The 26,529-nt window shown below is 53.1% G+C and carries 22 protein-coding genes; 16 read left to right on the forward strand and 6 right to left on the reverse strand.

Annotation, left to right across the window (positions count from 1 at the left end):
• Positions 1 to 375: 375 nt before the first annotated feature.
• Positions 376 to 1,341: a thioredoxin-disulfide reductase gene (gene trxB, locus ABJM21_RS16855; RefSeq protein ID WP_348371716.1), complete on the forward strand. Its 966-nt coding sequence runs from the start codon at positions 376 to 378 to the stop codon at positions 1,339 to 1,341.
• On the opposite strand, the gene ABJM21_RS16860 is transcribed toward trxB, so the two are convergent.
• From ABJM21_RS16860 to ABJM21_RS16875, 4 genes are read right to left on the reverse strand one after another with little or no spacing between them, the layout of a single operon-like run.
• Positions 1,342 to 2,163 carry a hydrolase 1, exosortase A system-associated gene (locus ABJM21_RS16860; protein ID WP_348371719.1) on the reverse strand — a complete coding sequence of 274 codons (822 nt, stop codon included), beginning with the start codon at positions 2,161 to 2,163 and terminating at the stop codon, positions 1,342 to 1,344.
• Positions 2,160 to 2,870, reverse strand: coding sequence for a hypothetical protein (locus ABJM21_RS16865; protein ID WP_348371721.1), 711 nt, complete (start codon positions 2,868 to 2,870; stop codon positions 2,160 to 2,162). The genes ABJM21_RS16860 and ABJM21_RS16865 overlap by 4 nt, the downstream gene beginning before the upstream one ends.
• Positions 2,867 to 3,139, reverse strand: a complete 273-nt coding sequence (locus tag ABJM21_RS16870) for an acyl carrier protein (protein WP_348371724.1) — start codon at positions 3,137 to 3,139, stop codon at positions 2,867 to 2,869. Before ABJM21_RS16870 ends, ABJM21_RS16865 begins: the two co-directional genes overlap by 4 nt.
• A 44-nt stretch (positions 3,140 to 3,183) precedes the next feature.
• Positions 3,184 to 4,236, reverse strand: a complete 1,053-nt coding sequence (locus ABJM21_RS16875) for a GNAT family N-acetyltransferase (RefSeq protein WP_348371727.1) — start codon at positions 4,234 to 4,236, stop codon at positions 3,184 to 3,186.
• 32 nt (positions 4,237 to 4,268) lie between these two features.
• Between ABJM21_RS16875 and ABJM21_RS16880 the strand changes: the two genes are divergently transcribed.
• The 12 genes from ABJM21_RS16880 to ABJM21_RS16935 all read left to right on the forward strand — a co-directional run bounded on the left by ABJM21_RS16880 (position 4,269) and on the right by ABJM21_RS16935 (position 19,946).
• On the forward strand, positions 4,269 to 5,810 hold the full coding sequence (locus tag ABJM21_RS16880) for an acyl-CoA ligase (AMP-forming), exosortase A system-associated (RefSeq protein WP_348371729.1): 1,542 nt from the start codon (positions 4,269 to 4,271) through the stop codon (positions 5,808 to 5,810).
• A gap of 5 nt (positions 5,811 to 5,815) precedes the next feature.
• The gene (locus ABJM21_RS16885) at positions 5,816 to 7,042 is read left to right on the forward strand and encodes a pyridoxal-dependent decarboxylase, exosortase A system-associated (protein WP_348371865.1); all 1,227 of its coding nucleotides are present in this window, start codon (positions 5,816 to 5,818) and stop codon (positions 7,040 to 7,042) included.
• A gap of 183 nt (positions 7,043 to 7,225) precedes the next feature.
• Positions 7,226 to 7,870, forward strand: a complete 645-nt coding sequence (locus tag ABJM21_RS16890) for an XrtA/PEP-CTERM system exopolysaccharide export protein (RefSeq protein WP_348371867.1) — start codon at positions 7,226 to 7,228, stop codon at positions 7,868 to 7,870.
• 40 nt (positions 7,871 to 7,910) lie between these two features.
• Positions 7,911 to 9,461, forward strand: a complete 1,551-nt coding sequence (locus ABJM21_RS16895; protein WP_348371732.1) for an XrtA system polysaccharide chain length determinant — start codon at positions 7,911 to 7,913, stop codon at positions 9,459 to 9,461.
• Between the two features lie 9 nt (positions 9,462 to 9,470).
• On the forward strand, positions 9,471 to 10,388 hold the full coding sequence (locus ABJM21_RS16900) for an AAA family ATPase (protein ID WP_348371735.1): 918 nt from the start codon (positions 9,471 to 9,473) through the stop codon (positions 10,386 to 10,388).
• A gap of 2 nt (positions 10,389 to 10,390) precedes the next feature.
• On the forward strand, positions 10,391 to 12,013 hold the full coding sequence (locus ABJM21_RS16905; protein WP_348371737.1) for a hypothetical protein: 1,623 nt from the start codon (positions 10,391 to 10,393) through the stop codon (positions 12,011 to 12,013).
• Between the two features lie 35 nt (positions 12,014 to 12,048).
• Positions 12,049 to 13,323 carry an XrtA/PEP-CTERM system-associated ATPase gene (locus ABJM21_RS16910; RefSeq protein WP_348371740.1) on the forward strand — a complete coding sequence of 425 codons (1,275 nt, stop codon included), beginning with the start codon at positions 12,049 to 12,051 and terminating at the stop codon, positions 13,321 to 13,323.
• Positions 13,298 to 14,200 carry an XrtA system polysaccharide deacetylase gene (locus tag ABJM21_RS16915; protein ID WP_348371743.1) on the forward strand — a complete coding sequence of 301 codons (903 nt, stop codon included), beginning with the start codon at positions 13,298 to 13,300 and terminating at the stop codon, positions 14,198 to 14,200. The genes ABJM21_RS16910 and ABJM21_RS16915 overlap by 26 nt, the downstream gene beginning before the upstream one ends.
• Entirely contained in the window at positions 14,197 to 15,270 is a 1,074-nt protein-coding gene (locus ABJM21_RS16920) for a FemAB family XrtA/PEP-CTERM system-associated protein (RefSeq protein WP_348371745.1), read from the forward strand. Before ABJM21_RS16915 ends, ABJM21_RS16920 begins: the two co-directional genes overlap by 4 nt.
• A complete protein-coding gene (locus ABJM21_RS16925; protein ID WP_348371748.1) occupies positions 15,270 to 16,493 on the forward strand; it encodes a TIGR03087 family PEP-CTERM/XrtA system glycosyltransferase in 1,224 nt (407 codons plus the stop codon). The genes ABJM21_RS16920 and ABJM21_RS16925 overlap by 1 nt, the downstream gene beginning before the upstream one ends.
• Positions 16,490 to 18,040 carry an exosortase A gene (gene xrtA, locus ABJM21_RS16930; protein WP_348371750.1) on the forward strand — a complete coding sequence of 517 codons (1,551 nt, stop codon included), beginning with the start codon at positions 16,490 to 16,492 and terminating at the stop codon, positions 18,038 to 18,040. Before ABJM21_RS16925 ends, xrtA begins: the two co-directional genes overlap by 4 nt.
• A gap of 10 nt (positions 18,041 to 18,050) precedes the next feature.
• The gene (locus ABJM21_RS16935) at positions 18,051 to 19,946 is read left to right on the forward strand and encodes an XrtA/PEP-CTERM system amidotransferase (protein ID WP_348371753.1); all 1,896 of its coding nucleotides are present in this window, start codon (positions 18,051 to 18,053) and stop codon (positions 19,944 to 19,946) included.
• On the opposite strand, the gene truA is transcribed toward ABJM21_RS16935, so the two are convergent.
• A complete protein-coding gene (truA, locus tag ABJM21_RS16940) occupies positions 19,932 to 20,699 on the reverse strand; it encodes a tRNA pseudouridine(38-40) synthase TruA (RefSeq protein WP_348371756.1) in 768 nt (255 codons plus the stop codon). The two genes, ABJM21_RS16935 and truA, sit on opposite strands and share 15 nt — an antisense overlap.
• Positions 20,696 to 21,601: a methionyl-tRNA formyltransferase gene (gene fmt / locus ABJM21_RS16945; protein WP_348371870.1), complete on the reverse strand. Its 906-nt coding sequence runs from the start codon at positions 21,599 to 21,601 to the stop codon at positions 20,696 to 20,698. Before fmt ends, truA begins: the two co-directional genes overlap by 4 nt.
• Positions 21,602 to 21,946: 345 nt before the next feature.
• Between fmt and recR the strand changes: the two genes are divergently transcribed.
• From recR to def, 3 genes are all read left to right on the forward strand, one after another.
• Positions 21,947 to 22,549, forward strand: coding sequence for a recombination mediator RecR (gene recR, locus ABJM21_RS16950; RefSeq protein ID WP_348371872.1), 603 nt, complete (start codon positions 21,947 to 21,949; stop codon positions 22,547 to 22,549).
• A 293-nt stretch (positions 22,550 to 22,842) separates the two neighbouring features.
• Positions 22,843 to 25,803, forward strand: a complete 2,961-nt coding sequence (locus ABJM21_RS16955; RefSeq protein ID WP_348371758.1) for a TonB-dependent receptor — start codon at positions 22,843 to 22,845, stop codon at positions 25,801 to 25,803.
• Between the two features lie 118 nt (positions 25,804 to 25,921).
• Positions 25,922 to 26,479 (forward strand): peptide deformylase, encoded by a 558-nt coding sequence (gene def, locus ABJM21_RS16960; RefSeq protein ID WP_348371761.1) that lies wholly within the window; start codon positions 25,922 to 25,924, stop codon positions 26,477 to 26,479.
• Positions 26,480 to 26,529 lie beyond the last annotated feature (50 nt).

A 26,529-nucleotide genomic window follows, 5' to 3' on the forward strand; every position in this document is an offset into this window, starting at 1 on the left:
TTGGGAGGGGAAGAGTCTTTGTTTATTCCCTCAAACGCCGGGCGGGCACATCCGTGCCCTTGGCTACCCTCGCATAAGCTCGGGCGCGCGGTCGCGCTTGCCTCGCTACGCTCGGTAGACTGACCTCAAGGTTCGCACCAAACCGACGCGAAGCGGAGGCAAGGACGCCAAAATTGGATGGCGTCCGCCGCGCCCTTTGGCGCGTAGCCAAGCGGGCGGATGCCCGCGCCCGGCGTTTGAGGTTAATCAAAAACTCCCGCCGCCTGAGGGAATAAATAAAAAACATCCCCGCCAACAGCGATTCTTCTCGCATCGCCTCTTGCCGAGTGCTGCTTTGCATCCTTATGTGGAACGAAACGAATCTAGGATGGAAATATGACCGAAACACATCGTACCAAAATGCTGATCCTGGGCTCCGGCCCTGCTGGGCTGAGCGCCGCTATCTATGGCGCACGCGCTGGGTTAGAGCCGATTGTGGTGCAGGGTTTGCAGCCCGGTGGTCAGCTGACCATTACCACTGATGTGGAGAACTATCCCGGCTACCGCGATGTGGTGCAGGGGCCGTGGTTGATGGAAGAAATGCAGGCGCAGGCTGATAAAGTCGGCACGCGCACGATGTTTGATACGATTGTCGATGTCGACATTTCGCAGCGCCCTTTCCGGATGACCGGTGATGGCGGGACTGTCTATGAAGGTGATACGCTGGTCATTGCCACCGGTGCGCAGGCCAAATGGTTAGGCGTGGAAGGTGAGCAGGAACTAGGCGGCAAAGGTGTCTCCGCCTGTGCAACATGCGACGGTTTCTTCTATCGCGGCAAGAAAGTGGTCGTCATCGGCGGCGGCAACACGGCTGTCGAAGAAGCGCTCTACATGACCAATCACAGCGATGATGTGACCCTAATCCATCGCCGCGACAGCTTGCGGTCCGAGAAAATCTTGCAGGACCGGTTGTTTGCAAATCCGAAAATCACCGTGTTGTGGAACAAGACGGTCGAGAAATTTGTCGGCGGCGGCGATCCTGTGGGTCTGGTTGGTGTTGATCTGATCGATACGCAGACCGGTGAACAAAGCCATTTGGAAACGGACGGGGCGTTTGTTGCCATTGGACATGCGCCGGCGACGGAGATTTTCAAAGATCATCTCGATCTGATCGACGGCGGCTATATTGAAGTCGAACCGGGTACCCCCAAAACCAAGATTCCGGGGTTATTTGCCTGCGGTGATGTGATGGACCATGTCTATCGGCAGGCTGTTACGGCGGCAGGCACTGGCTGCATGGCAGCATTAGATGCCGAGCGCTTTCTGGCGGAAGAAGAGTTTGAGCTGCTGGCGGCTGAATAATCAGGCGTTTTTTAGGATGTCGAGAAGCTGGTCTTCCAGCCAGCGCTTGGACTGATCATCTGCGAAACTATGGGATGCGCTATCGAGCGTTTCGATCGTGATATTTGGCAAGGCTCTAGCTGCGGCGAAGTCCTGACTATTCCATGCTGCAAGAAAAGCGCGGGCAGTCGTATCCTGACTAGCGAGCAAAATATGGCACGGTTTTTCCAGTTGGATCAGCCCGTTTTTGAGGTCGTTAGCTAGGGCAGTATTTTCTTGTTTTTGAGTCGCTTGTTGTAATCCGCTAGCAAGTTTTCTGAAGTTAATCTTGCCGGTAAACAAGTCAATTATGGACCTCGGGTTTTTCAAACGCGCCCAATAGCGCGACCGAATGGCAGAAGGCGGCGGATTGGTTGGTGCTTGAGAGGTGAGATCGGCTTCTTCGATCACCCACGGGTTGGCCAGCACTGTCTGATCAATGGCTATCTTGTTACCAAATAATGCCAAAGCGGTCGCCGCATCACAATTGCCGAAAGCGACGATTTTGGTCAGGTTCGGATGCGTTTCACGGAAATATTCCGTCGCGGCGTCGATATCGGCTCTCGCTTCCAAAAAGCCGCTATTACTGCCGCTGCTGTCACCAATCCCTCGGCGGTCATAGCGAAAGACCGGGAAGCCTTGGTCAGCAAGCTTTTGTGCCAGTTTCGCCATGCCAGCATGGGCGCCGGCTTTGATCTCGTTGCCGCCGCTGACAATCAAAAGCCCGGTCGAACGCGGACCTCTATCGAGCGTGCCAGCGAGCATCGCGTCCTCACAGATAAACTGATGAAAGGACCGAGTCATGCCGATATCCAAGACACCAGGTCAGTCGCTATGGCTCCCGATAACAGCAGATCATCCCCGGGTTCGGCACGTAACCACAAGGCAGAGCCAGCAAGCCTGACATCTGCCGTTTTGGTGTTGTTTTCCAGTTGCGCTGTGCGAACGGTTTCTGATGGCGCGGGCAGGGCGTCTTCCAGCTCGGAAAATAGGGCGGACCCAATGTTGTTACCGGCCAAATTGACCTGACCCTGTTTGGCCTCTGCGACTAACTGCGCCATATCCGTAGACAGCCCTGCCTCTTTATCAGAGGCTATGCGAGTACGCATCATGGTGCGGAGTAGAGTTGTACCTTTTACAGGAGATAGCCGCCATTTTCTGGCATTATCGGTAAAGTTATCGAGCAAGCATCCGCCGCGAAACGAAACGATATGATGAGGCGCTGGTAATGTTTCGGAACAAGTAACCAAGGCCTGCCGCCATATGGTCAAACTGGCTTCTTTCTGTGGGAACAGGCTTTCGTTGGTGCCTGGTAGGTCGGGTAGGGTGCTGCCAATGCCATGTTCGGCGAGTAGGCGCATCATATTGACCAGCATCCGCCGCATGCGGTTCATTTCATCGAAAAGTGGCGGGATGACAAGGATGGTCTTGGCATGCGCTGCGCCAACCCGCAGGCAAAGTTCATCTTGTCCTTGAAATTGATAACTCGAATAGTCGAGCGTCGCCGTCACTCGGCTGCTTTCGTCTCAGCAAAAGCTACCAGATTGCCGAAGGTTTCGAACAGCTCTCCATCAACTTCATCATCCTCAATCATGATATCGAGACGATCTTCTAGTTCCGTAAGCAGTCCCGCGACTGCCATGCTGTCCAATTCCGGTAGTGCGCCAAAAAGCTCAGTTTCTGTAGTAAATGCAGCAACCTGCGCTTCGTCCAGCCCCAATATGTCTTGCATGACCGCACGAACAGCAGCTTCTGGCGTCAATTCCGTATTTTCCGACATCAATAAACCCCCGACTCCCGGACAACCGCGCTTCCCTAAAGCGATCATCGCTTTCCTACAAGGGCTGACATTTGGTAACGCAGGATAGGTAGCCAGGAAAGGGGGTTATTAGGCCAGAACATCTCCAGACGATATCGGGTGCGGACATCTTCCATCCATTCGCGTTTGTAAGGATCATTGCCCGTGCCGAAATCAATCAATTTTACGCCGTCCACATCTATAACGTGCTGAAACATGGCGACGGAGAGTAATGTGCCTGGTGACGATTTGGTCGCATCCTCAACATGAGCGAGCTTGTGAATAAGCGCTTCGCCATTTTCGGCGGTCCAGAATTGGGCTGCAACGGGCTTACCATCAATATAAGCAAGGCCAAGGCGCAAACATCCGGCGGCAGCTTCCTGTTTGGCGATGTTTTTCAGGAAATCGGGGTTGCCTTCCTCGGGTTTCCAGCTTTTGTTGTAAACATCGCAGTAATCTGCCCAATGTTCTTCGGAAAATTCGGTCTCAACCCGGATGGAAACAATGTTCTTCTTGGCTTTGCGCCGAACGGTATTGCGTAACCGACCGGGGCGTTCCGACCAATATTGGTCGAATGTGCGGCCTTTTACAACAAGGATATGATTGTCATCGGCTTTCGATTTGAAAACGACCCAGCCAGCTTGTTCAAAGGCCCGTTCGGTGAGGCTAGCGGCTTGGTCCTCCTCCGGCACCGGAGCAATTTCGATACGATGACATTGCGAAGAGAGTTTTTTGGCGACACTGGCAAGAAGGGCCAATTTGGTGACTTCATCATGTTCACCGCTGTTATCTCCGGCGAAAATCGGCCGATAGGTGAAATTATACCAGTTGGCGAGGGCAGTGTAGTTGCCCAGACCTTTTTTCATCAGGAACAACCACGCTTGGGCACCATTTTCGGCGCTTTTAACAATAAGCGGTTGGTTATTTGGAAGACATAGCTCATGCAGCTGTTTCAACCAGTCTATGCGGTCAAACAGCGACTTTTGACCCGTTCGACCAAGCTTTTCACCAGCCACGGCTTGCGCCGACTGAAAATTGTCGTGATATTCACTGTTCATTGCTATCACTATATCTGTCACAATTTTCTACTTTTTCCCATAGGCTCAAGCATTTGAATACTCAATTCACAGATGATGCATTCCCTTTGGACCGCCTTGCCATCGGAAAAGATCCCGATGCGATAGCGTTGGTCACGCGTTCTGGGTCTCTTAGCTACAAGATGTTAAATCATCGTGTGGGCGTTTTGGCGCGCTGGTTATCGGAGCAGGGTTTCGATAAGGGCGATCGGGTCGCGACATGGCTGCCGAAGACGGAATTGGCTTGTATCATGCCTCTGGCAGCGGTCCGAGCGGGGTTGGTACACGTGCCGGTCAATCCGGTTCTAAAACCGGCGCAAGTAGGGCATATTGTCATCGATAGCGGTAGCAAGTTGCTGATTACCAATGCCGGTCGGATAAAATCTCTAGATGACAATCCTTTAGATCAATCTTGTGTGGTTTGGAATGAAGTCGCAATATCGGATGAATTGGAGCAAATCGGTGATCCCATGGACCCCAGTGAGTTGTCCGACAATATAGATGCATTGGCAGCGATTTTGTACACCAGCGGCTCGACAGGACGGCCAAAAGGTGTTGTTCTCAGCAATGCCAATCTCAGCTTGGGCGCGGTCAGTGTCGCGCAATATTTGAAACTGACACCTGATGATCGGACATTATGCGTGTTGCCGTTGAGTTTCGACTATGGCCAGAATCAGCTGCTTTCGACCTGGTTCTCTGGCGGATGCGCTTATCCGCTGGACTATCTCACCGCTCGGGATGTGATAAAGGCCAGTGCCCGTGACCAGATCACCACTCTGGCCGCTGTCCCGCCGCTTTGGGTGCAATTGGTCGATCAGGACTGGTCAGAGGACGCAGTCACATCGATGCGGAGGCTAACCAATAGCGGCGGCGCCTTGACGCCATCTTTGGTTAAACAATTGCGTGCTATTTTCGGCGGAAAGACCGATATCTACGCGATGTATGGACTGACCGAGGCGTTTCGCTCAACCTATCTTGATCCTGCGCTGATCGACAATAATCCCACCAGTATGGGGACTGCCATTCCTTATGCTGAAATCATGGTGGTGGGAGAGGGCGGAGATATCGCGGCTGTCGGGACAGAGGGCGAGTTGGTTCATGCTGGTCCGCTGGTAGCACAAGGATATTGGCAGGATTCGGAACGGACGGCCGAACGGTTTAAACCGGCACCGGCTGCGTCAAAATATGGCGGTACGGCGGTCTGGTCGGGCGATACGGTCCGGCGCGATGCCGATGGCTTGCTCTATTTTGTCGGGCGGACGGATAATATGATAAAAAGTTCCGGTAACCGGATCAGTCCGACCGAAGTCGAAGAAGTGGCTGTGGAATCAGGACTTATCGCCGAAGCCGTGGCTGTTGGGGTTCCCGATGAGCGATTGGGGCACGCGATTTGTCTTTATGTTCGGCCAGCAGAAGTACAGAATGTTGCGGATGTGGAGAAAGAACTGAGGACATATTTGAAGCGCAATTTACCCAATTTTATGTACCCCCGCGATATTATCCTGGTCGAGGATTTTCCGAAGAACCCTAACGGTAAATTGGATCGTAATGCTTTGGCAAAGAACGAAAAACTATGAGTAAAATCAAACCTATCGGGCCGATACCCAGTGGCTATGAGAGCCTCGACGGACAGCTTGCGATTGACGGCGCAAAAGCAGGCGCTTTGGTCGCCGAACATGGATCGCCACTATTTGTCTATTCCAAACGGCTTTTGAGTAAGCGGATGGAGGCTTTGCGAGATGCAATGCCGGGACAATTGCACATTCATTATGCGATGAAAGCCAATCCTCATGCGTCGGTGCTTTCGCATATGGTAGGGCTTGTCGATGGGATTGATATAGCCTCTGGTGGTGAATTGACTATGGCGCTGCAGGCCGGTGCTGCTGCGAAGAAAATCAGCTTTGCTGGCCCCGGTAAGCGCGATGCTGAATTGCTCCAGGCCATTCAGGCAGGCGTGACCATCAACATCGAATCGCCCAGCGAGTGTGACCGCGCGTTAGCAATTGGGGCAAAAGAAGGATTGCAGCCCCGGCTTGCCATAAGGGTAAACCCCGACTTTGATCTCAAAGGGTCTGGCATGAAAATGGGCGGCGGAGCCAAGCAATTTGGTATGGATATCGATCTTGTTGCTCCAGCCGTACGCAAGATATTAGCAGCCGGAGCACATTGGCGCGGTTTCCACATATTCGCGGGCTCTCAAGCCCTGAAAGCCGATGCGATCATTGAAACGCAGGCGCAGACTATTGGTCTTGCCGCGCGGTTGGCGGAAGAAATTGGCCAAAGCCCGGAGCATATCAATCTGGGAGGCGGCTTTGGCATAGCCTATTTCCCCGGCGATCAGGCTTTGGATGTGGCGCAAATTGGTGCAGCGCTGCAAAAGCAATTTGCCGATCTGCCCGATATTTTGTCGGATACTCAGTTCGCTCTCGAACTAGGGCGCTATCTCGTTGGTGAGGCGGGGGTCTATTTGACGCGAATCGTTGATCGCAAAAAAAGTCAGGGTGAGACATTTCTGGTGACCGATGGCGGTTTGCATCACCAATTGGCGGCGAGCGGAAATTTCGGAACCGTCATCCGCCGGAACTATCCTGCGGCAATTGCAACACGATATGACCAGCCATCTGATGAGACCGTATCGATTGTTGGATGTCTATGTACACCGCTTGATTTATTAAGTGATCGGGCGGAAATGCCGACCGCCGAGATAGGTGATATTGTCGCAATATTCTGCGCCGGAGCCTATGGTGCGAGCGCTAGCCCGGCGAACTTTTTAGGTCAGGGAGCGGCCAAGGAAGTGCTGCTTGGTTAGGTGGGTATTCTTCTGCATCCCATGAAAACAGCCAAATATTAACCCTAATTTCTATCAATCCTAACGCTATCTTCACTATTTTCTCTCATAGCCTTCGCAAGACTATGCGTGATTGGCCGATTTCCGTCCGGAATCGGCGGGTCGCCAATGGCTGTTTGCGAGGATATGGAAATGACTGCTGCGTTGAAAAAGAAGAAGCTACCGAAATATCTGATGGGTGCCGGATTGGCTTCCCTTGCGGTTGCCGGATGTTCAGGCACATCTTCAGGGCCGCAACTCCCGCCTGCATCCTTCGTTTCGATGCAGGAAGGTCCGGGTGAAGAATATGTCATCGGACCGCTTGATGAGCTTACCATTTTTGTGTGGCGGAACCCCGAGCTGGGCGCAAAGGTTCAGGTTCGCCCGGATGGCCGGATCACGACGCCGCTAATTACCGATATGCCTGCCGTGGGCAAAACGCCTGCGATGCTGGCGGAAGATCTGAAACTGCAGTTGTCAGAATATATCAACGAACCGCTCGTATCGGTCATCGTCAATAATTTCTCCGGCACCTTCTCTCAGCAAATCCGGGTTGTCGGCGCGACCGAGAAACCTGCTTCGATACCGTACCGCGCCAATATGACGTTGCTCGACGCGATGATCGCCGTCGGCGGTCTGTCTGAATTTGCTTCTGGAAATAAAGCGCGCCTCGTTCGTTACAATCGGGGCACCGGCAAGCAGCAGGAATATGCCCTGCGCATCGCCGATCTGCTCGATCGCGGTCAAACCAAAGCCAATGTGATGCTGCGTCCCGGCGATGTGATCATCATTCCCAAGAGCATGTTTTAATCCGCCGCGCGGCGCACCTTGATAGGGATCGAAAAGACCAATGAACGGCCTTTATGATGAAGTTAGAATAGCATTGCACAGCGTCTGGAACAGGCGCTGGCTCGCATTGGCTGTTGCTTGGGGCATCTGCCTGTTGGGTTGGCTTGTTGTTGCGCTGATCCCGAATAGCTACGAATCCAAAGCGCGCGTCTTTGTGGAGATGCAGTCAATCTTGTCTGACAAAGTCGGCATCGAATCCCGCGACCGCAAAAGGAATATGGACCGAGTTCAGGAAACGCTAGCATCCACCATTAACTTGGAAAAGGTTGTCCGGGGAACGGACCTAAACCTCTCAGTTGCGAGCGACCGCGAATTGGCCGGCAAGGTTGAGATGTTGCGGAAGAATATCGAGATTAAGTCGGAAAAAGATAATCTCTTCGAAATCACTGCAACCGCTTCTGCAAGCAATATGTCGGACGCTGAAAACGCCACGTTATCGCGCGAAATCGTTCAGAAGATGATCGATATTTTCGTCGAAGAAAACCTCTCTGGTGATCGCGACGAGACAACCCAGACTCTTAAATTCCTCGATGCGCAACTCGCGACTCGGGAAAAAGCGTTGCAGGAAGCAGAACAAAAACGGGTCCAGTTCGAAACAGAAAATCTTGGGTTGCTACCAGGTGTTGGTTCGATCAGCCAACGAATCGAAGCGGCTCGTGCCGAGCTTAGTCAGATCGAATCGCAATTGGCATCAGCTAGCAGCTCTTTAGCAGCTCTAAATGGTCAATTGTCGGGAACACCGCCAACAATCGCTACGCCAGGATTTGCAGGTGGCAGCTCCGGAGGCGGTGCGCGAGGACAATTGGCACAAGCGCAAGGTAAACTGGCATCGGCGCGCGCGCGTGGGTGGACAGACAGCCATCCGGATATCGTTGCCATGAAGAGGGAAATTTCCGCACTGCGGGCGCAGGTCGCAGCACAGCCTAAAGGGTCTGGATCATCAGGCTATAGAACACCAAACCCCGCTTATAGCTCGCTGCAAAGCATGCGCGCTGAGCGTCAGGCATCGGTTGCTGCTCTGCAAGCCCGCAAAAACGCCATTCAGGCGGACATGACGCAACTGGCGTCCAAACAGTCTTTGGAGCCTGGCGTTGCCGCAGAAATGGCCCGGATCAACCGCGACTATGATGTGCTGAAGGGCCAATATGATAAGATGTTGCAAGACCGAGAGCAGATCAAACTGCGCGGTCAGGTAGAGTCGGAAACCGACTCCGTAAAGTTCAAGGTTATCGATCCGCCGTCTAGCCCGCGGTCACCCGCTGCGCCGAACCGGCCATTATTGCTAGCGATGGTCTTGTTCGTCGGTCTTGGCGGCGGCGTTGGCGCGGCCTTTGCGATGGGGCAATTGCAGACCAGCTATCCGACATCGGCGCGGCTCGAGAAGGCAAGCGGACTGCCCGTTATCGGTTCGGTTTCGCAAATCCTGACCAGCAGTCAACGAGAAATCCGGCAAAAGAAAATGCGCCTATTTTATAGCGCTGGCGGCGCCTTGGTTGGCGTGTTTGCGTTGCTGATGGTCGTTGAGTTTATCCAGCGCGGCATGGTGGCCTGAGGAAAAATTATGAACAAATATAATCCTCTCAGTAAATCCAGTTCACTGCTTGAACGTGCGGCGCAGGTCTATGACTATGTGCCGTCGAAAACCGGCGGTCCGACGCAGAATTATGGACCAGAAATTTTACCACCGGAGGTGGCAACACAACAAGTCGTACCAACCGCGCCTCAACGCACTGCGGCTTATGATGGTCCGCGTGTTATCGTCGACCGTGACAAGTTGCGCGAAGCCGGTTTTGTTGTACCCGATGGCCCGGTGACCGGCATTTCGGAAGAATTCCGTATCATCAAGCGCCAGCTGCTGATGGCAGCCAAAGGCAGTGCCAAGCAAGCGCGCGTGCAACATGGCGAACGCATCCTGATTTGTTCGGCTCACCCAAATGAGGGCAAGACCTTCTGTGCGCTGAATCTGGCGCTTTCGATTGCGGCAGAGAAAGACAATGAAGTGCTGCTCGTTGATGCCGACTTTGCCAAGCCGAGTATTTTGTCGAGCCTTGGTCTGGAAGGCAGCAAGGGCCTGATGGACGCGCTGGCCGATCCGCAACTGCCGGTCGAAGACTGCATCATCCATACGGATATTGCGGGCCTTGCGATTTTGCCAGCAGGTGAGCAGACCAATGCAGACACCGAATATCTCGCCTCTTCGCGGACGCAAGAGGTTTTGGGCCGGCTGACACAGAATAATCCCAACCGGATCGTTATTTTTGATTCGCCACCTGCTTTGTCTGCCTCGCCAGCATCCGTGCTCGCGACCCATGTCGGGCAAGTGGTGATGATCGTGAAAGCAGATGAAACAACGGAAACAGCCTTGCGCGATGCGCTGAGCCTGATGGCTGGCTGTGACAATATCCAATTGCTCCTCAATGGCACGAAATTCTCGCCAACGGGGCGGAGCTTTGGATCCTATTACGGATATGGAGAGTAACCGTGACCAAGAGTAAGTGCATGAATATGTTGAGGGCAGCGGCGGTATTGGTGCCGCTCGCAATGGTTGCAGTGCAGCCAGCGCAAGCCCAGAACCGCAATGTTGAAGTTACGCCTTATCTGGAAGTGCAGCAGGTTCTTGTAGCAGACCTGAAAGACGGTTCGGACGTGTTGACCTATACGACGGTCGCGGCAGGCATTGAGACATCAATCCAGACCCGCCGGGCAGAAGCACAAGTGAATCTGCGCTATGAGCGCCGCTTTTTCTATCAGGACAATATCGGCGACGATGATATTCTCAGCGGTCTGGCGCGCGGTAGTGTGCAGGTTGTGCCAAATGTTCTATCCATCGAAGCAGGCGGTATTGCCACGCGCAGCCGCGTTGACCTTCGCGGTGAAGCGCCTTCGAATACCGTTGGTAATATCGATAATGTCACGCAAGTCTATTCGATCTATGCGGGGCCATCTCTATCGACCAATATCGGCGCGCTTGACGTAAACGCCAATTACCGGGTCGGCTATACCAAGGTCGAAAGCGAAGACACCGGCATTTTGCCTCCTGGGCAGTTACCAATTGATATTTTTGACGACAGCGTCAGCCATTCGGCCAGCGCAAGCGTTGGTATGAGCCCGGGCGATCTACCTTTCGGTTGGTCCGTCGGTGCAGGTTACGAACGTGAAGACGCTGGCCAGCTGGATCAGCGGTTTGAGGGCAAGTATGTCCGTGCTGATGTAACCGTTCCGGTCACGCCCACCGTCGCACTTGTTGGTGGTGTCGGTTATGAGGATATCGAAATATCCGAACGCGATGCACTGCGAGACGTTAATGGCGATCCGGTTGTCGACAATGATGGTCGCTTGGTTACTGATGAAGCATCTCCGCGTTTACTGTCTTATGATCAGGATGGTTTGATCTGGGACGCTGGCGTGTTGTGGCGCCCGAGCCGCCGGACTTCTTTGGAAGCGCGCATAGGGCGACGCTATGGCAGCACAACCTATGCTGGCAGCCTTGGTTATCAGCCCAATGAAAATACTTCGCTCAACGTGTCGGTCTATGACACAGTGTCGGGTTTCGGTAACTTGCTGAACGACAATCTGTCATCCTTGGGTACGAGCTTTACCAGCAATCGCAATCCTCTCAGTGGTGAACTAAATGGTTGCGCCTTTGGCCAAACGAGTAGTCTTTGTGTCAACGACGCATTGCAGTCGGCGGCGTCCTCTTCGTTTCGAGCACGCGGCGTGAATGCACAACTAACTTATAGCTATAGTGGTTGGAATATGGGCGTTGCAGCGGGCTATTCCCGTCGTCGGTTCTTCGCATCGCAATTGGGCGGTCTCCCCGGCGTGGATGGTTTGGTGGATCAAAATTACTATGCCAACCTGTCAATCGGACGCCAGCTAGATGCGCGGTCTGGTTTCGATACCAATGTCTATGCAAACTTGCTGGATAGCGGCTTTGCTGGTGCACCTAACGTACTCGCAATGGGTGCGAACGCGGCCTATTATCGTCAGATTATTCCGCGGCTGACCGGGACCGCAGCTGTTGGTCTTGATAGCTTTCAACAGAATGGCTTTGATAGCGAGCTCACAGCATCCGCATTGCTTGGCCTGCAATATGAATTTTAACAGCATCACCGCAAGAGTAGGTGGGAGAAACCAGTATGTATGAAGAATTTTATGGACTGAAAAGTCGGCCATTCCAGCTGACACCGGATCCGCATTATTATTTCGAAAGCCTGACCCACAGAAAGGCACTGTCCTATCTTGGCTATGGCCTGGCACAGGGCGAAGGCTTCATTGTCATTACGGGCGATGTAGGCGCAGGTAAAACGACCTTGGTCAGCCACTTGATGGCAACGATTGATCGCGAGCGACTAACAGCCGCCAACGTCGTGACGACGGCGCTGGACAGCAAAGATATTGTCCGGGTCGCTGCGGATAACTTCGATATCGATACAGACAATTTGGACAAAGCGCAGTTACTCAGCGCTTTCGAAGAATTTTTGCATAGTGAAGCACGTTCTGGGCGCCGGTGCCTGCTGATCGTAGATGAATCACAAAACCTGCCGACGGGTGCTTTGGAAGAGCTACGTATGCTATCCAATTTCCAATTGGGTGGTCAGGCTTTGTTGCAGATATTCCTTCTTGGCCAGCCCGAGTTCCGGGACACGTTGCAAACATCCGATCGGTTGGAACAATTGCGTCAGCGCGTTATTGCGCATCACCATCTTGAACCTATGGAAGCGCATGAAATCGAACCCTATATCACGCACCGGCTGTCCAAAAGTGGTTGGTCCGGGCGTCCGAAAATCACATCTGACGTATTTTCTCTGTTGTTCAGCGAAACCGGTGGAGTGCCCCGCAAAATCAATACATTGATGAGCCGGGTCCTGTTGATGGGTGCCGTTGAACATGCTGAATTGATCGATCAAGCTTTGGTCGGCCGAGTTTTGGCTGATTTAAATGGCGAAGAAATCGATATTGCAGAACCCGAAGCAGAGATTGATCTGGCGACGGCAAAAAGCCCTCTATGGGAAAAACCTGCACGAGCGGCACAGACAGAACCAGCACCGGCTCCCGTGGTGTCTGAACCTATCGCACCGGTTGCCGCTGTGGTTCCGGAAAGTCCAACTCCAGTTGTCGCCGAAGCCGCTGCGCAAGAGCATGATGTCGTGCCGTTACGAAGCGTTGACTTTGTACCTGAACCAACACCTGCCGAAACTGCAACAGTCGAGAAGCCAGCAGTGACTGCACCGGCTGTAGACGACAAGGTTTCAGCACGTGTAGATATCCTGTCCCGACAGCTTTCCGCATTGGAAACGCGTATGGATGGGCAGCAGGAAAGTCTGCACCGTGTCTTGACGATGCTTGTGGATTGGGTCGAAAGCGATATCCGGAGCAAGGAAAGCTATGTCAATGCAGGACGCGCGGCCTGAACCCATAGATAAGGCGAGAAAAGCGAATGCTTTGCTCAATGCCATGTCGGTCGATATCGAGGACTGGTTTCAGGTTGGCGCCTTTGAAACGGTCATTGACCGTGCCGATTGGGACGGCTTGGTGCATCGGGTTGAGAGAAACACCAATGATGTTCTCGACTTGTTTGATGAAGTCGGGATCAAGGCGACTTTTTTCACGCTAGGCTGGGTAGCGGAACGCTATCCACAGCTGATGCAGCGCATTGTGGCGGAAGGGCATGAAGTGGCCAGTCATGGTTATGATCATGCGCGTGTATTTACATTGACACCAGACCAGTATCGCGATGATCTGGAGCGCAGTCGCAAGATTTTGGAAGACAGTTCCGGACAGGCCATTACCGGTTATCGCGCGCCCAGCTTTTCGATAGATCATCGCACACCATGGGCCCATGAAATACTGGCAGAACAGGGCTATCGCTATTCGTCCAGTGTCGCGCCGATCAAGCATGATCACTATGGCTGGGCCGGATCACCCCGTTTTGCTTGGAAGCCGGTTGCTGGATCGGATTTGATTGAGTTGCCAGTGACGACAGTGAAAGTGGGAAATAGGATATTTGCCTCTGGCGGCGGCGGTTTTTTTCGTCTGCTTCCTTATACGCTTTATGATCGCGCTATTCGCAAAATGCAGAAGGATGATGGTCGCGGTGCCATCTTCTATTTCCACCCATGGGAAATTGATCCAGAACAACCCCGTGTTGATAATGCTCCGCTCAAATCAAAGCTGCGCCACTATACCAAGTTGCATGCAATGCGCTCCAAGCTGGTTCGCGCCGGTAAAGATCATATTTGGGGCAGGGTAGATGAATTGGCTGCGTTGGAAGGGGAACTGGCGCGATGAATATGCCTTTCTCACCACAGTCGATCGTTATTCGCATATTGGATCAGGAAGACCCGAATGAGCTGGTGCGGATTGACAAATTTGTCGCCGACCACGCTCATGGAACGGCTTTCCATCGACCGGCTTGGGTAATGAGCGTTTCAAAGGCTTGCGGTCATGAATGGCGTTATATGCTCGCCGAAAATGCTGAAGGTGAATTGCAAGCGATATTGCCTCTAACGCTTATTCATTCAGCATTGTTCGGGCGAGCGTTGGTTTCGTCCGGATTTGCCGTTTGCGGCGGGATATTAAGCTTGAGCGATCAGGCGACACAAATGCTGGCTGATGCAGTTTGGAGTTTTGCCAAGACACATAGTTTTCCGACGATTGAACTACGCGGTGGGCCGGTGCCATGCGACAAATGGCAGAATAAACAAGATGTCTATGCCGGGTTTGTGACGGATCTGGCAGATAGCGATGAAAATCAGTTGCTCGCTATCCCAAGGAAACAACGCGCTGAGGTTCGTAAGGGACTGAAAAATGATTTGGTTGTTCGGATTGGATCAAATGAAGACGATCGATCAGATCACTACGATATCTATGCTGAAAGTGTCCGGAATCTTGGCACGCCGGTCTTTCCGAAGGCGCTATTTGACGCGGTCATAGGTGCCTTTGGTTCAGACGCCGATATCCTGACAATATTGAGGGGTGGCAAACCAGTCGCTAGCGTTTTGAGCCTTTATCACAATGAGACTGTCCTGCCTTATTGGGGCGGGGGGAGCTTTGATGCGCGGCGGCTGCGCGCCAATGATGTGATGTATTATGCGCTGATGAATCACGCGCGTGAACGCGGTTGCAGGCGCTTTGATTTCGGTCGTTCAAAGATAGGAACGGGAGCCTATAGCTTCAAGAAGAACTGGGGCTTAGAGCCAGAACCTTTATCCTATGCCATTCGCACAGCAGATGGCGAAGAAGCACGTGACGTCAATCCGATGAGCCCTAAATATCGGTTGCAGGTTGCTCTGTGGCAAAAATTACCACTTCCCCTGGCAAACCGTTTGGGGCCGATAATCGCCAAAGGCCTGGGTTAATGGGTGAGATATTATTCCTGACCCACCGGGTTCCGTGGCCGCCCAATCGGGGGGATAAAATCCGCTCACACCATATTCTGCGTAAGCTTATGGAATATACTCCGGTACATCTGGCTTGCTTTGCCGACGATGAAAAGGAAGCGGCTGAAGACAGCGATATCAAGGCATCGCTTGCATCGATGAAAATTGTCAGGCGCAGTAAATCCAATTGGCGAGCAGGGATAGAAGCGATTGCTTCTGGCAAGCCAGTTTCGCTGACTTCTTTTGAAAGCTCGGAAATTCAGGACTATGTTCGCAGTACTCTGAAGTCACGATCAATTGATTGCATCTTTGTTTTCTCCGGACAGATGGCACAATTCATTCCTGTAGAATTTTCTGACCGGCTGGTCATGGATTTTGCCGATGTAGATAGCGCTAAATTTGAAAGCTATTCGGACGAGGGTTCTGGTCCGATGACCTGGATCAATCGGCGCGAGGGAAAGCTGTTGCGCGCATTTGAAAAACAGGTTGGTTCGCTCGCTGACTATTCTCTTTTTGTTAGTGAGGCAGAAGCAGAGCTGTTCCGGCAACGCTCTGGTCTCGACAATTATAAAGTCAGAGCTGTCGGCAATGGAATTGATCTTGATTATTATGATCCGGCCAAAGCGAAGGCGATCGAACCTCCTCATGAAGGGCCGCTGATCGTCTTTACCGGGCAGATGGATTATCGTCCTAATGTGGAGGCTGTTTCCAGTTTTACCAAAGAAGCAATGCCCGAAATTCTGAAACAACACCCCGACGCGCAATTCGCGATAGTCGGGCGTGCTCCGACGGTTGACGTAGCAAAGCTCGACGGACTGAACGGCACAAATGTGATCGGACGCGTTGATGATATTCGTAGTTGGCTGAAGGCTGTCGATGTCGTTGTCGCACCTTTGCGCATTGCTCGCGGAATCCAGAACAAGGTTCTCGAAGCGATGGCCATGGGCAAACCTGTCGTTGCTTCTGCCGCTGCCGCACAGGGCATCGAAGCAGTTGATGGAGAGCATTTTTGTGTCGCCGATGATGCCCAACACGAGGCGCGACTGGTTAGTGATCTATTGTCAGATCCCAAAAAAGCGAAGGCGCTGGGTGACAATGCGAGTGCACTGATCCGTTCAACCTATAGCTGGGAAACCCAGCTTGCTAACATTGCGGACCTGTGCGGTATCGATAACCCGGAATTGGTTGAGGCGGCGGAATGAGCAGCGCGGCGATCGAAAAGCAGTCAGGAGTCAAGCTAGGCAAGGCTGACATCTCGGCATGGATAAAGCATTTGCGTTTGCTTGGTTTGGCAGTTGCCGCGATAATGGTCCTGTTCTGGCAAGATGGTTTAGCGACGCTGGATGCCTGGTGGAATGTTTCGACCTATAACCATTGCCTTCTGATTGTACCGATCATCATCTGGCTGGTGCAGCAGCGGCGAGAGGAACTGGTAAAAATCACGCCATCGATTTGGACTCCCGGCCTGCTGTGGATAGGTGCTGCTTCCTGCGGCTGGTTGCTGGGCGAGGCGGCTGGCGTTTCCTTCGCTCGCCAGCTGGGTCTGGTCATGATGTTGCAAGGCGCAGTGATCACATTGCTTGGCCCAAAGGTTATGCGCGGGCTGATCTTTCCTCTGTTTTACAGTTTCTTCCTAGTGCCCTTTGGCGAAGAATTTGTGCCCTTTCTGCAAACCATCACTGCGAAAATGTCGATGGTCTTTCTCGGTTGGGCCGATATTCCGGCCTTTATTGATGGTGTTTTTATCTCGACACCAACCGGCTATTTTGAAGTGGCAGAGGCATGCTCGGGGGTCAAATTCCTGATCGCAATGGTCGCCTACGGCGCTTTGGTCAGCAATATCTGTTTTCAAAGCTGGCAGCGGCGGACGCTATTCATGCTTGCTGCTGTGATTGTGCCGATTATAGCCAATGGCATTCGCGCCTTTGGGACAATCTACATCGCGCATCACACGACCACGGATTTTGCTACCGGCTTTGATCATATCTTCTACGGCTGGTTTTTCTTCGCCTTCGTGCTTGCCCTGGTGATGGTCATCGGCTGGCCATTTTTTGATCGCAAGATTAACGAGCCGATGATCGATTGTGAAGCGATTGAGCGCACGAAATCAAGACCATCAAAGCTAACACCCAAAGCAGCGATGATCGTCATGGCAGTCATTGTGTTGGCTCCCGTTCTCTGGACATCAGCCCTTGCTTCGCAAAGCTCTCCGATACCGGATGAAATAGCACTGCCGACCGTTGCAGGCTGGGAACGGGTGGATTATCGCCCGCAATTTGACTGGCAGCCGCGTTTTGATGGGGCCAATCATCAATTATTGGGTCGCTATCGCAACCTTGCAAATGGTGCTGCGGTTGATCTGGCCATAGCCGTCTATGACCGCCAGGAGGATGGCCGCGAGATTGTCGGCTATGGGCAGGGGGCTTTTGATCCGGGAACCGATTGGTCATGGAGCCGCAATTTGTCAGCCCCGAACTCCGGTAGCGCTGTTCAGATAACCGCACCCGGACCTGTGGTGCGCGATGTGCAGTCCTTCTATCGGGTTGGTGATAAACTGACCGGAAGCGGATCGACGGTGAAGATTGAAACGCTGAAAGCCAAATTGCTTGGCGGTAATCAGCAAGCCGTGGCGGTTCTGATTTCGGCGGAGAAAGTCGATGAAGCCGGACCGGCAGTAGCGATGGACGCTTTTCGCAAGGCGTTGGGTCCCCTCGATAAATTGGCTGACGAAATGGCAGGTCTGCGCTAGGGCGCACATCATGTGCGGCATTGCGGGAATATTTCATCTGGAGACGGCCAAGCCGATTGATCCAGCGCGCCTGCGCAAGATGACCGATAGTCTGACTCACCGGGGGCCCGATGGTTCGGGTATCTGGACTGCGCCGGGTGTTGGACTTGGACATCGCCGTCTCTCGATCATCGACCTGGAAGGTGGCGCGCAGCCGATGTTGACCGCCGATGAAGCGCAGGTGATTAGCTTCAATGGCGAGATCTACAATTTTCAAGATGTCCGGGTTGAGCTTGAATCTCTTGGTCATCGGTTTGCGACCAGTGGCGACACCGAAGTCATTCTCTATGCATGGCGGCAATGGGGCGTGGATTGCCTGAAACGCCTTAATGGGATGTTTGCCTTCGCGATTTTTGATCAGCGCACGAAGCAATTGTTTCTGGCACGCGACCGGTTGGGCGTGAAGCCGCTTTTCTATGCGCCGGTGTCGGATGGCAGTATCTTGTTTGGATCCGAACTGAAGGCGTTGCTGGCCAATCCTTTGCTGCGCCGGGAGCCGGAGCTTAGAGCTGTCGATGACTATCTTGCATTCGGATATGTGCCGGACCAGACATCGTTGCTTAAAGGCGTCAAAAAACTGCCTGCCGGTCATTACCTGTTGATGGAGCAAGGCAAGCCAAAACCTGCACCGATCCAATATTGGGATATGGATTTTAGCGAGCGTAGCAAGGCATCGGCCGCCGCTCTGGAAGAAGAGCTGATCGCATTGATGAAAGACGCTGTCGGCTCTCGGATGATTGCCGACGTACCACTTGGCGCGTTTCTGTCCGGCGGTGTCGATAGCAGTGCTGTCGTCGCCCTGATGTCGGAGAAGAGCCGGCAACCGGTCAAAACCTGTTCCATCGGCTTTGACCAAGCGTCACTGGACGAGACCAGCTATGCCAAGCAGGTAGCGGAGCGGTTCCGGACAGACCATCGCTCGCGCACCGTCGCAGCTGATGATTTTGGCTTGATTGATACGCTGGCTGACCATTTTGACGAACCATTTGCCGATGGCTCGGCCCTGCCAACATATCGGGTGGCGGAACTGGCGCGGGAGAATGTGACCGTTGCGCTGTCTGGCGATGGCGCGGATGAAGCACTGGCTGGATATCGCCGTCATGTCTTCCACCATGCTGAGGAACGGGTGAGGGGCTTGCTGCCGCAATCCTTGCGCGGTCCTGCTTTGGGGTGGCTCGGTAAAGTCTATCCCAAAGCCGATTGGGCGCCGCGTCCATTGCGGGCCAAGTCGACCCTGTTGTCGCTCGCCCGCACCGGACCGGAAGGTTATGCCGAGGCGGTTGGGGTCACGACGCTGGCGGGCCGTCATGCGATCTATTCCGACGCGATGACAAAGCAATTGGGCGGCTACCAGGGCGAAGCGCAGATGATTGCCCTGATGGAGCGGGCCCCGGCGCGCAATGGTCTGGATCAGGCGCAATATGCCGATATGAAAATGTGGCTGGCGGGCGATATATTGACCAAGGTCGACCGGACCAGCATGGCGGTCAGCCTCGAAGCGCGGGAGCCATTGCTCGACTATAAGCTGATGGAATTTGCTGCCAAGCTGCCGACTAATTTGCGGATTCGTCGCGGGGCCGGCAAATATCTGCTGAAAAAGTCGATGGAGCGCTATTTGCCGCAAGATATCCTTTATCGCCCGAAAATGGGTTTTGTGACGCCGATTGCCGCGTGGTTTCGCGGGCCGCTGGCGGATGAAGCGCGTAACATTTCAGGCGCTGGTGCTCTTGCCCGGATGGGCTGGTTTGATGAGCAGGCGCTGCGCAAAGTGGCGGATGACCATATTGCTGGAAAGTCTGATAATAGCCGTTTGCTGTGGCAATTGCTGATGCTCGACAAATCTTTGCAGCGTCTATTCGGTCTCTGACTTCTCATCCGATTTCGGATAAATTGCGTCCACAAAATAGAGCCCGTCCGGCGGCGCGTTAAAACCCAGCGCATCTCGGTCTTTGGCTTCCAGCGCTTTGCGCAAGTCATCGCGCGTCCATTTGCCATCGCCCACCAGTTTGAGGCACCCGACCATGGAGCGCACCTGATGGTGGAGAAACGATCGCGCTGCGACCTCAACCTCAATCTCTTCACCGAAACGGGTGACGGAGATGCTGTCCAATGTCTTCACCGGACTTTGCGCCTGACAATGAGTGGACCGAAAAGTAGTGAAATCATGCTGCCCGACCAGCTCTTGTGCAGCATCATGCATTAGTCCGGCATCCAGCGGCCTTGCAACTTGCCAGCTTTGTCCCTTGTCCAATGTCAGCGGTGCACGGCGGTTGGTTATCTTGTAGACATAGCGCCTGCCAATGCAGTTGAACCGGGCGTGCCAGTCATCATCGACAATATCGCAAGCCAGCACGGCCACCGGATGGGGACGCAATCCTGCATTCAGGCCTTCCATCAACCTAAATGGCGTCAACCGGGTCTCAAGATCAAAATGCGCCCGCATCCCCAAAGCATGGACACCCGCATCGGTGCGGCCAGCAGCGAAGACGCGAATATCTTGCTGAGTGATCTTTTTGATAGACTTTTCAATGGCTTGTTGAACACTGGCGCCATGGTCCTGATGCTGCCAACCCATGAAGGGACTGCCGTCATATTCCAAGGTGATCGCGAAGCGGGTCATTGCAGCAAGGTACCTGCGGGGATTTGCGTACCGTTCAGAAACGCCTGCAATTCCATTGCGGGCTTACCGGCCTTTTGGATAAGGCTGGGTCTGATTGCTCCATCGCCACATGCAATGGTCATCTTATCATCGAGCACAGTGGCTGGATCGCCTGACCTATCAATAATTTCGGCGGAATGGATGCGATAGCGGTCACCAGCAAATTCGAAAAATGCTCCCGGTACGGGATTAAAGGCGCGGATTTGATGCAGCACCGCAACTGCAGGCTGTTCAAAGTTCACACGGGCTTCGTGCTTTTCGATCTTCTTGGCATAGGTTGCGAACACATCATCCTGCACTTCGGGTGGATAGTCTTCCGGTGCGGCAAGATATTGCACCATCAGATCAGCGCCGGTTTGGGCGAGTTCTTCGGTCAGTTCGCCAGCGGTCTTTTCCGCAATCGGTGTGTCGGATTTCAGCAGCATCGGCCCGGTGTCCAAACCAGCCTCCATCTGCATGATGGTAATGCCGGTTTCCTCGTCACCAGCCAATATAGCCCGCTGCACCGGCGCTGCGCCGCGCCAGCGCGGTAAAAGCGACCCGTGGATATTCAGACATCCCATTTTAGGCGCATCCAATATCACCTGCGGCAGGATTAGCCCGTAAGCAGCAACAACAGCCACATCGAGATCAAGCGCGGCAAATTCTGCCTGCGCTTCTTCGTTTTTCAGGGATGTCGGCACGCGGACTGCTATGCCCAATTCTTCCGCAACCTTTTGAACCGGTGAGGGCGTTAGTTTCTTGCCTCTTCCCGCGCGTCGCGGGGGCTGTGAATAGACGGCAGCAATGTCATGCCCGGCCGCATGTAGCGCGCGCAGGGCCGGGACCGCAAAATCCGGTGTGCCCATATATGCCAGCCGCAGTTTTTTGGAATTTTCCATAGTCATGCGTTTGCCTGCTCGAGATGTTTGGCGCTTCCAAAGTTCACACAGATCACACCAGGTTTTTCGTCTACGTCACTGCTTGGTTTGAACCCAAAGTTAACACAGTTTTCAGGCCGGGTCGTGGGAAAGCGTGGGTCAAAGTTCACACAATTCACAACCCCCCATGAACGGCTTTTCAGCGGGAGGGATTCCAAAAGTAACGCGTTGAATGTGCTAATTTTTGCCGCAAGATGAATCATGCTTTCTCCCTATCGAAACTCGCCTAAGTAGGACAGCAAGTTTTTGTCTTGGCAGAGGGACCGCCATGGCCCTAAAGGTCAAGCCATGGCATCGCAAGAGATTGAAAATCTGGTTCAGGCGCTCTCAAAGCTTCCCGGTCTCGGTCCCCGTTCAGCGCGGCGGGCAGTGCTGCATTTGCTCAAACGGCCAGAGACCACGATGAAGCCAATTTTGGCGGCGATGGAGCGCGTTGATGCCAATCTGGTCACCTGCGGTATTTGCGGCAATGTAGATACACAGGATCCTTGCCAGATTTGCAACGACCCGCGGCGGGACGCAAAATCGCTCTGTGTGGTGGAGGAAGTGTCGGATCTGTGGGCGCTCGATAAATCGCGTCTGTTTCCCGGTAAATTCCATGTGCTGGGTGGACGGCTGTCAGCCCTTGATGGTGTGCGGCCTGAAGATATCGCGATCGACAAGCTGATCAAGCGGGTGGAGCAGGGCGGCATTGATGAAGTGGTGCTGGCGATGAACGCCACATTGGAAGGGCAGACCACGGCGCATTATATCGCCGAGCGGCTCGAAAATTATCCCTTGCGGTTAAGCCAACTATCGCATGGTATACCAGTGGGCGGTGAGCTCGATTATCTCGATGAAGGGACTTTGGCACAGGCGCTGCGTTCGCGAAGGCCGATTAGCGGGGATTGAGAACTACGACTCCGTTTTTCAAAGCCTTTCTGAAGCCAAAAATCGCGATCAATTTCTTGGTATTTTTGTAACAGCTGCCATTCAAAAAGATTGAATCCATTTTACTGGAAACTCAGGAAAGCGTCATTTTTCTGGGGTTTTTGGGCAATAATTAAACGCCTAATTAAACCCCCTTGACGTAGCGGCAATGTTGGGAGCACATTGTAAAACGAAATAACGGTTTGTAAAAAATAACTATAAAAAGTCGGTCCTCCCCAAAATATAAAAAGACTGACAACCAAGGAGACAGCAATATGAGAAAATCCATTTTACGCAACAGGTGTGCCTTCGGTACACTGACATTAGCACTGACGATGACGTCCGGTCTGGCGCACGCCCAGGATGCACAAGACGCGCAGGATGGCGCTGATGATGAAAATATCATCGTTGTTACGGGCTCTTATATTCGCGGCACACCCGAAGATGCAGCGGTTCCTGTTGATGTTTATACCAGTGCGGATCTTGCACAAAATGGCGTGTCTTCACCGCTCGAATTCATCAAGGATCTGCCAGAGGTCGGAAGCGTGCTTGGTGATTCCAATCAGTTTTCTGCCGATGCACAGGCCAATCAGGGTTTTGGTTCCGTCAATTTGCGCAACCTTGGACCAACGCGGACCTTGGTGTTGTTCAATGGGCGGCGGACACTCACTGCGCCGGGCGCAGTAGGTGGCGGCTTTGGTGATACAAATTCAATACCCCTCTTTGCCCTAGACCGTGTCGAAATCCTGAAAGATGGCGCAGCGGCGACCTATGGCTCCGACGCGATTGCCGGTGTGGCAAATTTTGTCACCAAAACTGGTTTTGAAGGCGTTGAAATACAGGGTGACTACGACTTTATCAAAGGATCGGATGGCAACTATACGGCTTCGATACTGGTTGGTCAGAATTTTGGTGATCTGAATATCATGGCGGGCTTTGGCTGGCAGCATCGCTCCGAACTGGAATCGACGGATCGTTCCTATGGTTTCCAGCCTTATGAAATAAATCCGGCGGCATGGTCTGCATTGGCGACACCAGGAACATTTATCGTTCCAGGAACGGGCTTGGTCAGAGATCAAGGCTGTAACGAGCTGGGCGGAGTGGAAGATACCTCGGGACCAAATGGCACTGGCGCGCCACTTTGTCGTTTCAGCTTTATACCGAACGATAATCTGGTGGAGGAAGAAGATCGTTATCAAGGATATATACAAGCTGATATTGATCTATCGGATACATTCCGGTTTCACGGTGAATTTACTTACGCCCAGACCGATCTCGATCGCATTGGAACATCGCCGGGTTATCCCCCTTTGCAAGGCCCGGGCGGGGCTCGTCTCGGCGGTGGTTTCTCAATTTCCCCTGATAATCCTGGCGTGGCAGCATTTGAGAATCAGAATGGGCTAGGAGCAACTCCAGGGCCTATCGGTGTTCTCTTATGGCGCCCCTTTGGTTTTCTAGGAAATCCGACCGATCCCGGCAGGGGTTCTGGACGACAGACGGCGAACAACAAGGCTTTTCGTTTGTCGGGTACACTTGAAAAAGATTTCTCCGATACATTGCGCGGTCAATTGTCTGTGACTTGGGCCAACTACGAACGTCGCCGCAGTTCACCGGGCATTGTTGGTTCACGCTTGCAAGATGCGCTTAATGGTTTGGGTGGTGCTGATTGCGATCCGGCTACCGGCACTCCGGGAGTGGGCGGATGCCAGTGGTTTAATCCGTTTGTAAATGCTGGACCCGAAAACCCTGCATTGGGATTGGCGAATCCTTTCTACGTTCCGGGGAGCGAGAATTCGACTGATCTGATCGAATTCTTGCAGATCGATAACGGGGTGGAAGAAACCGAAGACTCACTGGTTGTTGACCTTATCTTCTCTGGTGAGATGGGCATCGACCTTGGTGGCGGCAATATTGGTTGGGCTGCAGGCGCGCAATATCGCAAAGTCGATTTTATTTCTCGCCCCTTGCGTGCGGAGTCTAATCTGGATCTCAATCCCTGTGTAATATTGGGCGATCAAAGCTGTATTGGCGGTGGTCTTGACGGTGCAGGGTCGTTCATTTTCCTGGGCGGTACACGGCCCGAAAGATTGGATCAGGACGTTAAAGCTATCTTTGCTGAAGTTGCCGTTCCAGTCACTGATACCTTGGAAATCACCGCGGCGGCGCGTTTTGAAGATTATGGTGGTTCGATTGGTTCCACGTTTAACCCCAAAGGAGCCGTTCGCTGGGAGCCAACGGATTGGTTGGTATTGCGGGGGTCGGTGGGAACAACCTTCCGTGGACCATTGGCTGCACAGGTTTCCAACAATGCTGTGACGTCTCTCGCGGCAATTGGTGCCGCCAACGGCAACTTTAAAGCGGTCGACATTGCCGGTAATCCGACCGATCTGGGCCCGGAAAAAGCCTTTAGCTATAATATTGGTGCGGTTGTCGACTTTAGCGGCTTTACCTTCTCGGTTGATTATTGGAGTTTTGATTTCAAAGACGAAATCACCAGAACCGATGCGCAAGCTATCGCCAATGGTGCGGTCACTGACGCTAATGGTGACATAGTTCCGGGCGGCTTAGTCAATTGCTCGAATCCATTTGTTTCTCTGATCACTTTTGATGGCGGCGCCTGTGTTCAGGGCACCACACTCGGCACCAATATCTCACGCATTTTGACGCAGTGGGTCAATGGGCCGAAGACCAAGACATCTGGCTTGGATTTTGCCGCCTCCTATACGACCGACATCGGACCGGGGGTCTATTCAATTGGGGTCAACGCAAGTCATACTTTGAAATACGATGTTGGTGACTTTAACGTAAACGGAGAGCTATTGCGGCCCGGTTTTGGTGCTGTTGGACTGGCCAATCTTGACAGGTTGCCAGGCACCATTTCTCCATGGCGCGCCAATGCCTATATCAACTATAATGTTGCCGGTCTGAACTTGCGTTATGGAGCGACTTATATCGCAGGCGTTACCGACGAACGGTGCCCGGCGTTGCCAGAGCCATGTGCCACCACCAATTTCGGCGACACTAATTTTGGCCGGAATATCTCGAACTATACGCAGCATGACTTCCACGCCGCTTACGAGCTGCCGATTAGTGCCTTTGATGCGCAGCTGCAATTTTCGATCGAAAACTTCACGAACGAAGAGGCATCATCTGCGCGTTTGCCGCTGGGTTACAATCCGTTCATTGGTAACCCTCTGGGACGTGTTTTCCGTCTTGGTGCCAAAGTCGGGTTCTAAGTCGCGCAAACTGCAAAATTTAAAGGGCTCGCCATTAGTTAGGCGGGCCCTTTTTCTTTGTCCGTGACAAGCGCGGCCACTGCTTGACGAATCTCGGCATAATCCCTAAATTTGGCCCATGGCCATATTACCAATTCTTGAAGTTCCCGATCCGCGTCTGAAAACTGTTTCAGAACCGGTTACGGTGTTTGATGATGAGCTGAAGACGCTGATCGCTGACATGTTTGAAACTATGTACGACGCGCCGGGTATCGGCCTGGCTGCGATTCAGGTCGGGGTTCCCAAGCGGATATTGGTGATCGACCTTCAAGAGCCAGTGGAACATGACCACGAACATGGTGAGCATTGCGATCACGACCATGACGTCGTCCGTGATCCTAAGGTCTTCATCAATCCAGAAATTCTTGATCCGTCCGAAGATCTGAATGTTTACAGCGAAGGCTGCCTCTCGGTACCGGAGCAATATGCTGACGTTGAACGCCCCGCAACGATCACCGCGCGCTGGCAGGATGAAACCGGCAAGCAATATGAAGAACCGATGGACGGATTGCTTGCAACCTGTTTGCAGCATGAGATGGACCATCTCGAAGGTATCTTGTTTATCGACCATCTTTCCCGCCTGAAACGGCAGATGGTGCTCAAGAAGCTTGCGAAGCACCGTAAAGAAGCGGCTTAGTTTTATCTGACAGGCTTGCTTATGATCTTCAACCGGCCTAGGTTCTTGTT

The organism is Parasphingorhabdus sp. (genome assembly GCF_039977335.1).
GTDB lineage: Bacteria > Pseudomonadota > Alphaproteobacteria > Sphingomonadales > Sphingomonadaceae > Parasphingorhabdus.

Bases quoted from the DNA above. Each gene is read 5' to 3' on its own strand.
- trxB (WP_348371716.1), top strand. From the start codon at position 376: ATGACCGAAACACATCGTACCAAAATGCTGATCCTGGGCTCCGGCCCT.
- ABJM21_RS16860 (WP_348371719.1), bottom strand. From the start codon at position 2,163: ATGACTCGGTCCTTTCATCAGTTTATCTGTGAGGACGCGATGCTCGCT.
- ABJM21_RS16870 (WP_348371724.1), bottom strand. From the start codon at position 3,139: ATGTCGGAAAATACGGAATTGACGCCAGAAGCTGCTGTTCGTGCGGTC.
- ABJM21_RS16895 (WP_348371732.1), top strand. From the start codon at position 7,911: ATGAACGGCCTTTATGATGAAGTTAGAATAGCATTGCACAGCGTCTGG.
- ABJM21_RS16900 (WP_348371735.1), top strand. From the start codon at position 9,471: ATGAACAAATATAATCCTCTCAGTAAATCCAGTTCACTGCTTGAACGT.
- ABJM21_RS16910 (WP_348371740.1), top strand. From the start codon at position 12,049: ATGTATGAAGAATTTTATGGACTGAAAAGTCGGCCATTCCAGCTGACA.
- ABJM21_RS16915 (WP_348371743.1), top strand. From the start codon at position 13,298: ATGTCAATGCAGGACGCGCGGCCTGAACCCATAGATAAGGCGAGAAAA.
- ABJM21_RS16920 (WP_348371745.1), top strand. From the start codon at position 14,197: ATGAATATGCCTTTCTCACCACAGTCGATCGTTATTCGCATATTGGAT.
- ABJM21_RS16925 (WP_348371748.1), top strand. From the start codon at position 15,270: ATGGGTGAGATATTATTCCTGACCCACCGGGTTCCGTGGCCGCCCAAT.
- xrtA (WP_348371750.1), top strand. From the start codon at position 16,490: ATGAGCAGCGCGGCGATCGAAAAGCAGTCAGGAGTCAAGCTAGGCAAG.
- ABJM21_RS16935 (WP_348371753.1), top strand. From the start codon at position 18,051: ATGTGCGGCATTGCGGGAATATTTCATCTGGAGACGGCCAAGCCGATT.
- truA (WP_348371756.1), bottom strand. From the start codon at position 20,699: ATGACCCGCTTCGCGATCACCTTGGAATATGACGGCAGTCCCTTCATG.
- recR (WP_348371872.1), top strand. From the start codon at position 21,947: ATGGCATCGCAAGAGATTGAAAATCTGGTTCAGGCGCTCTCAAAGCTT.
- ABJM21_RS16955 (WP_348371758.1), top strand. From the start codon at position 22,843: ATGAGAAAATCCATTTTACGCAACAGGTGTGCCTTCGGTACACTGACA.
- def (WP_348371761.1), top strand. From the start codon at position 25,922: ATGGCCATATTACCAATTCTTGAAGTTCCCGATCCGCGTCTGAAAACT.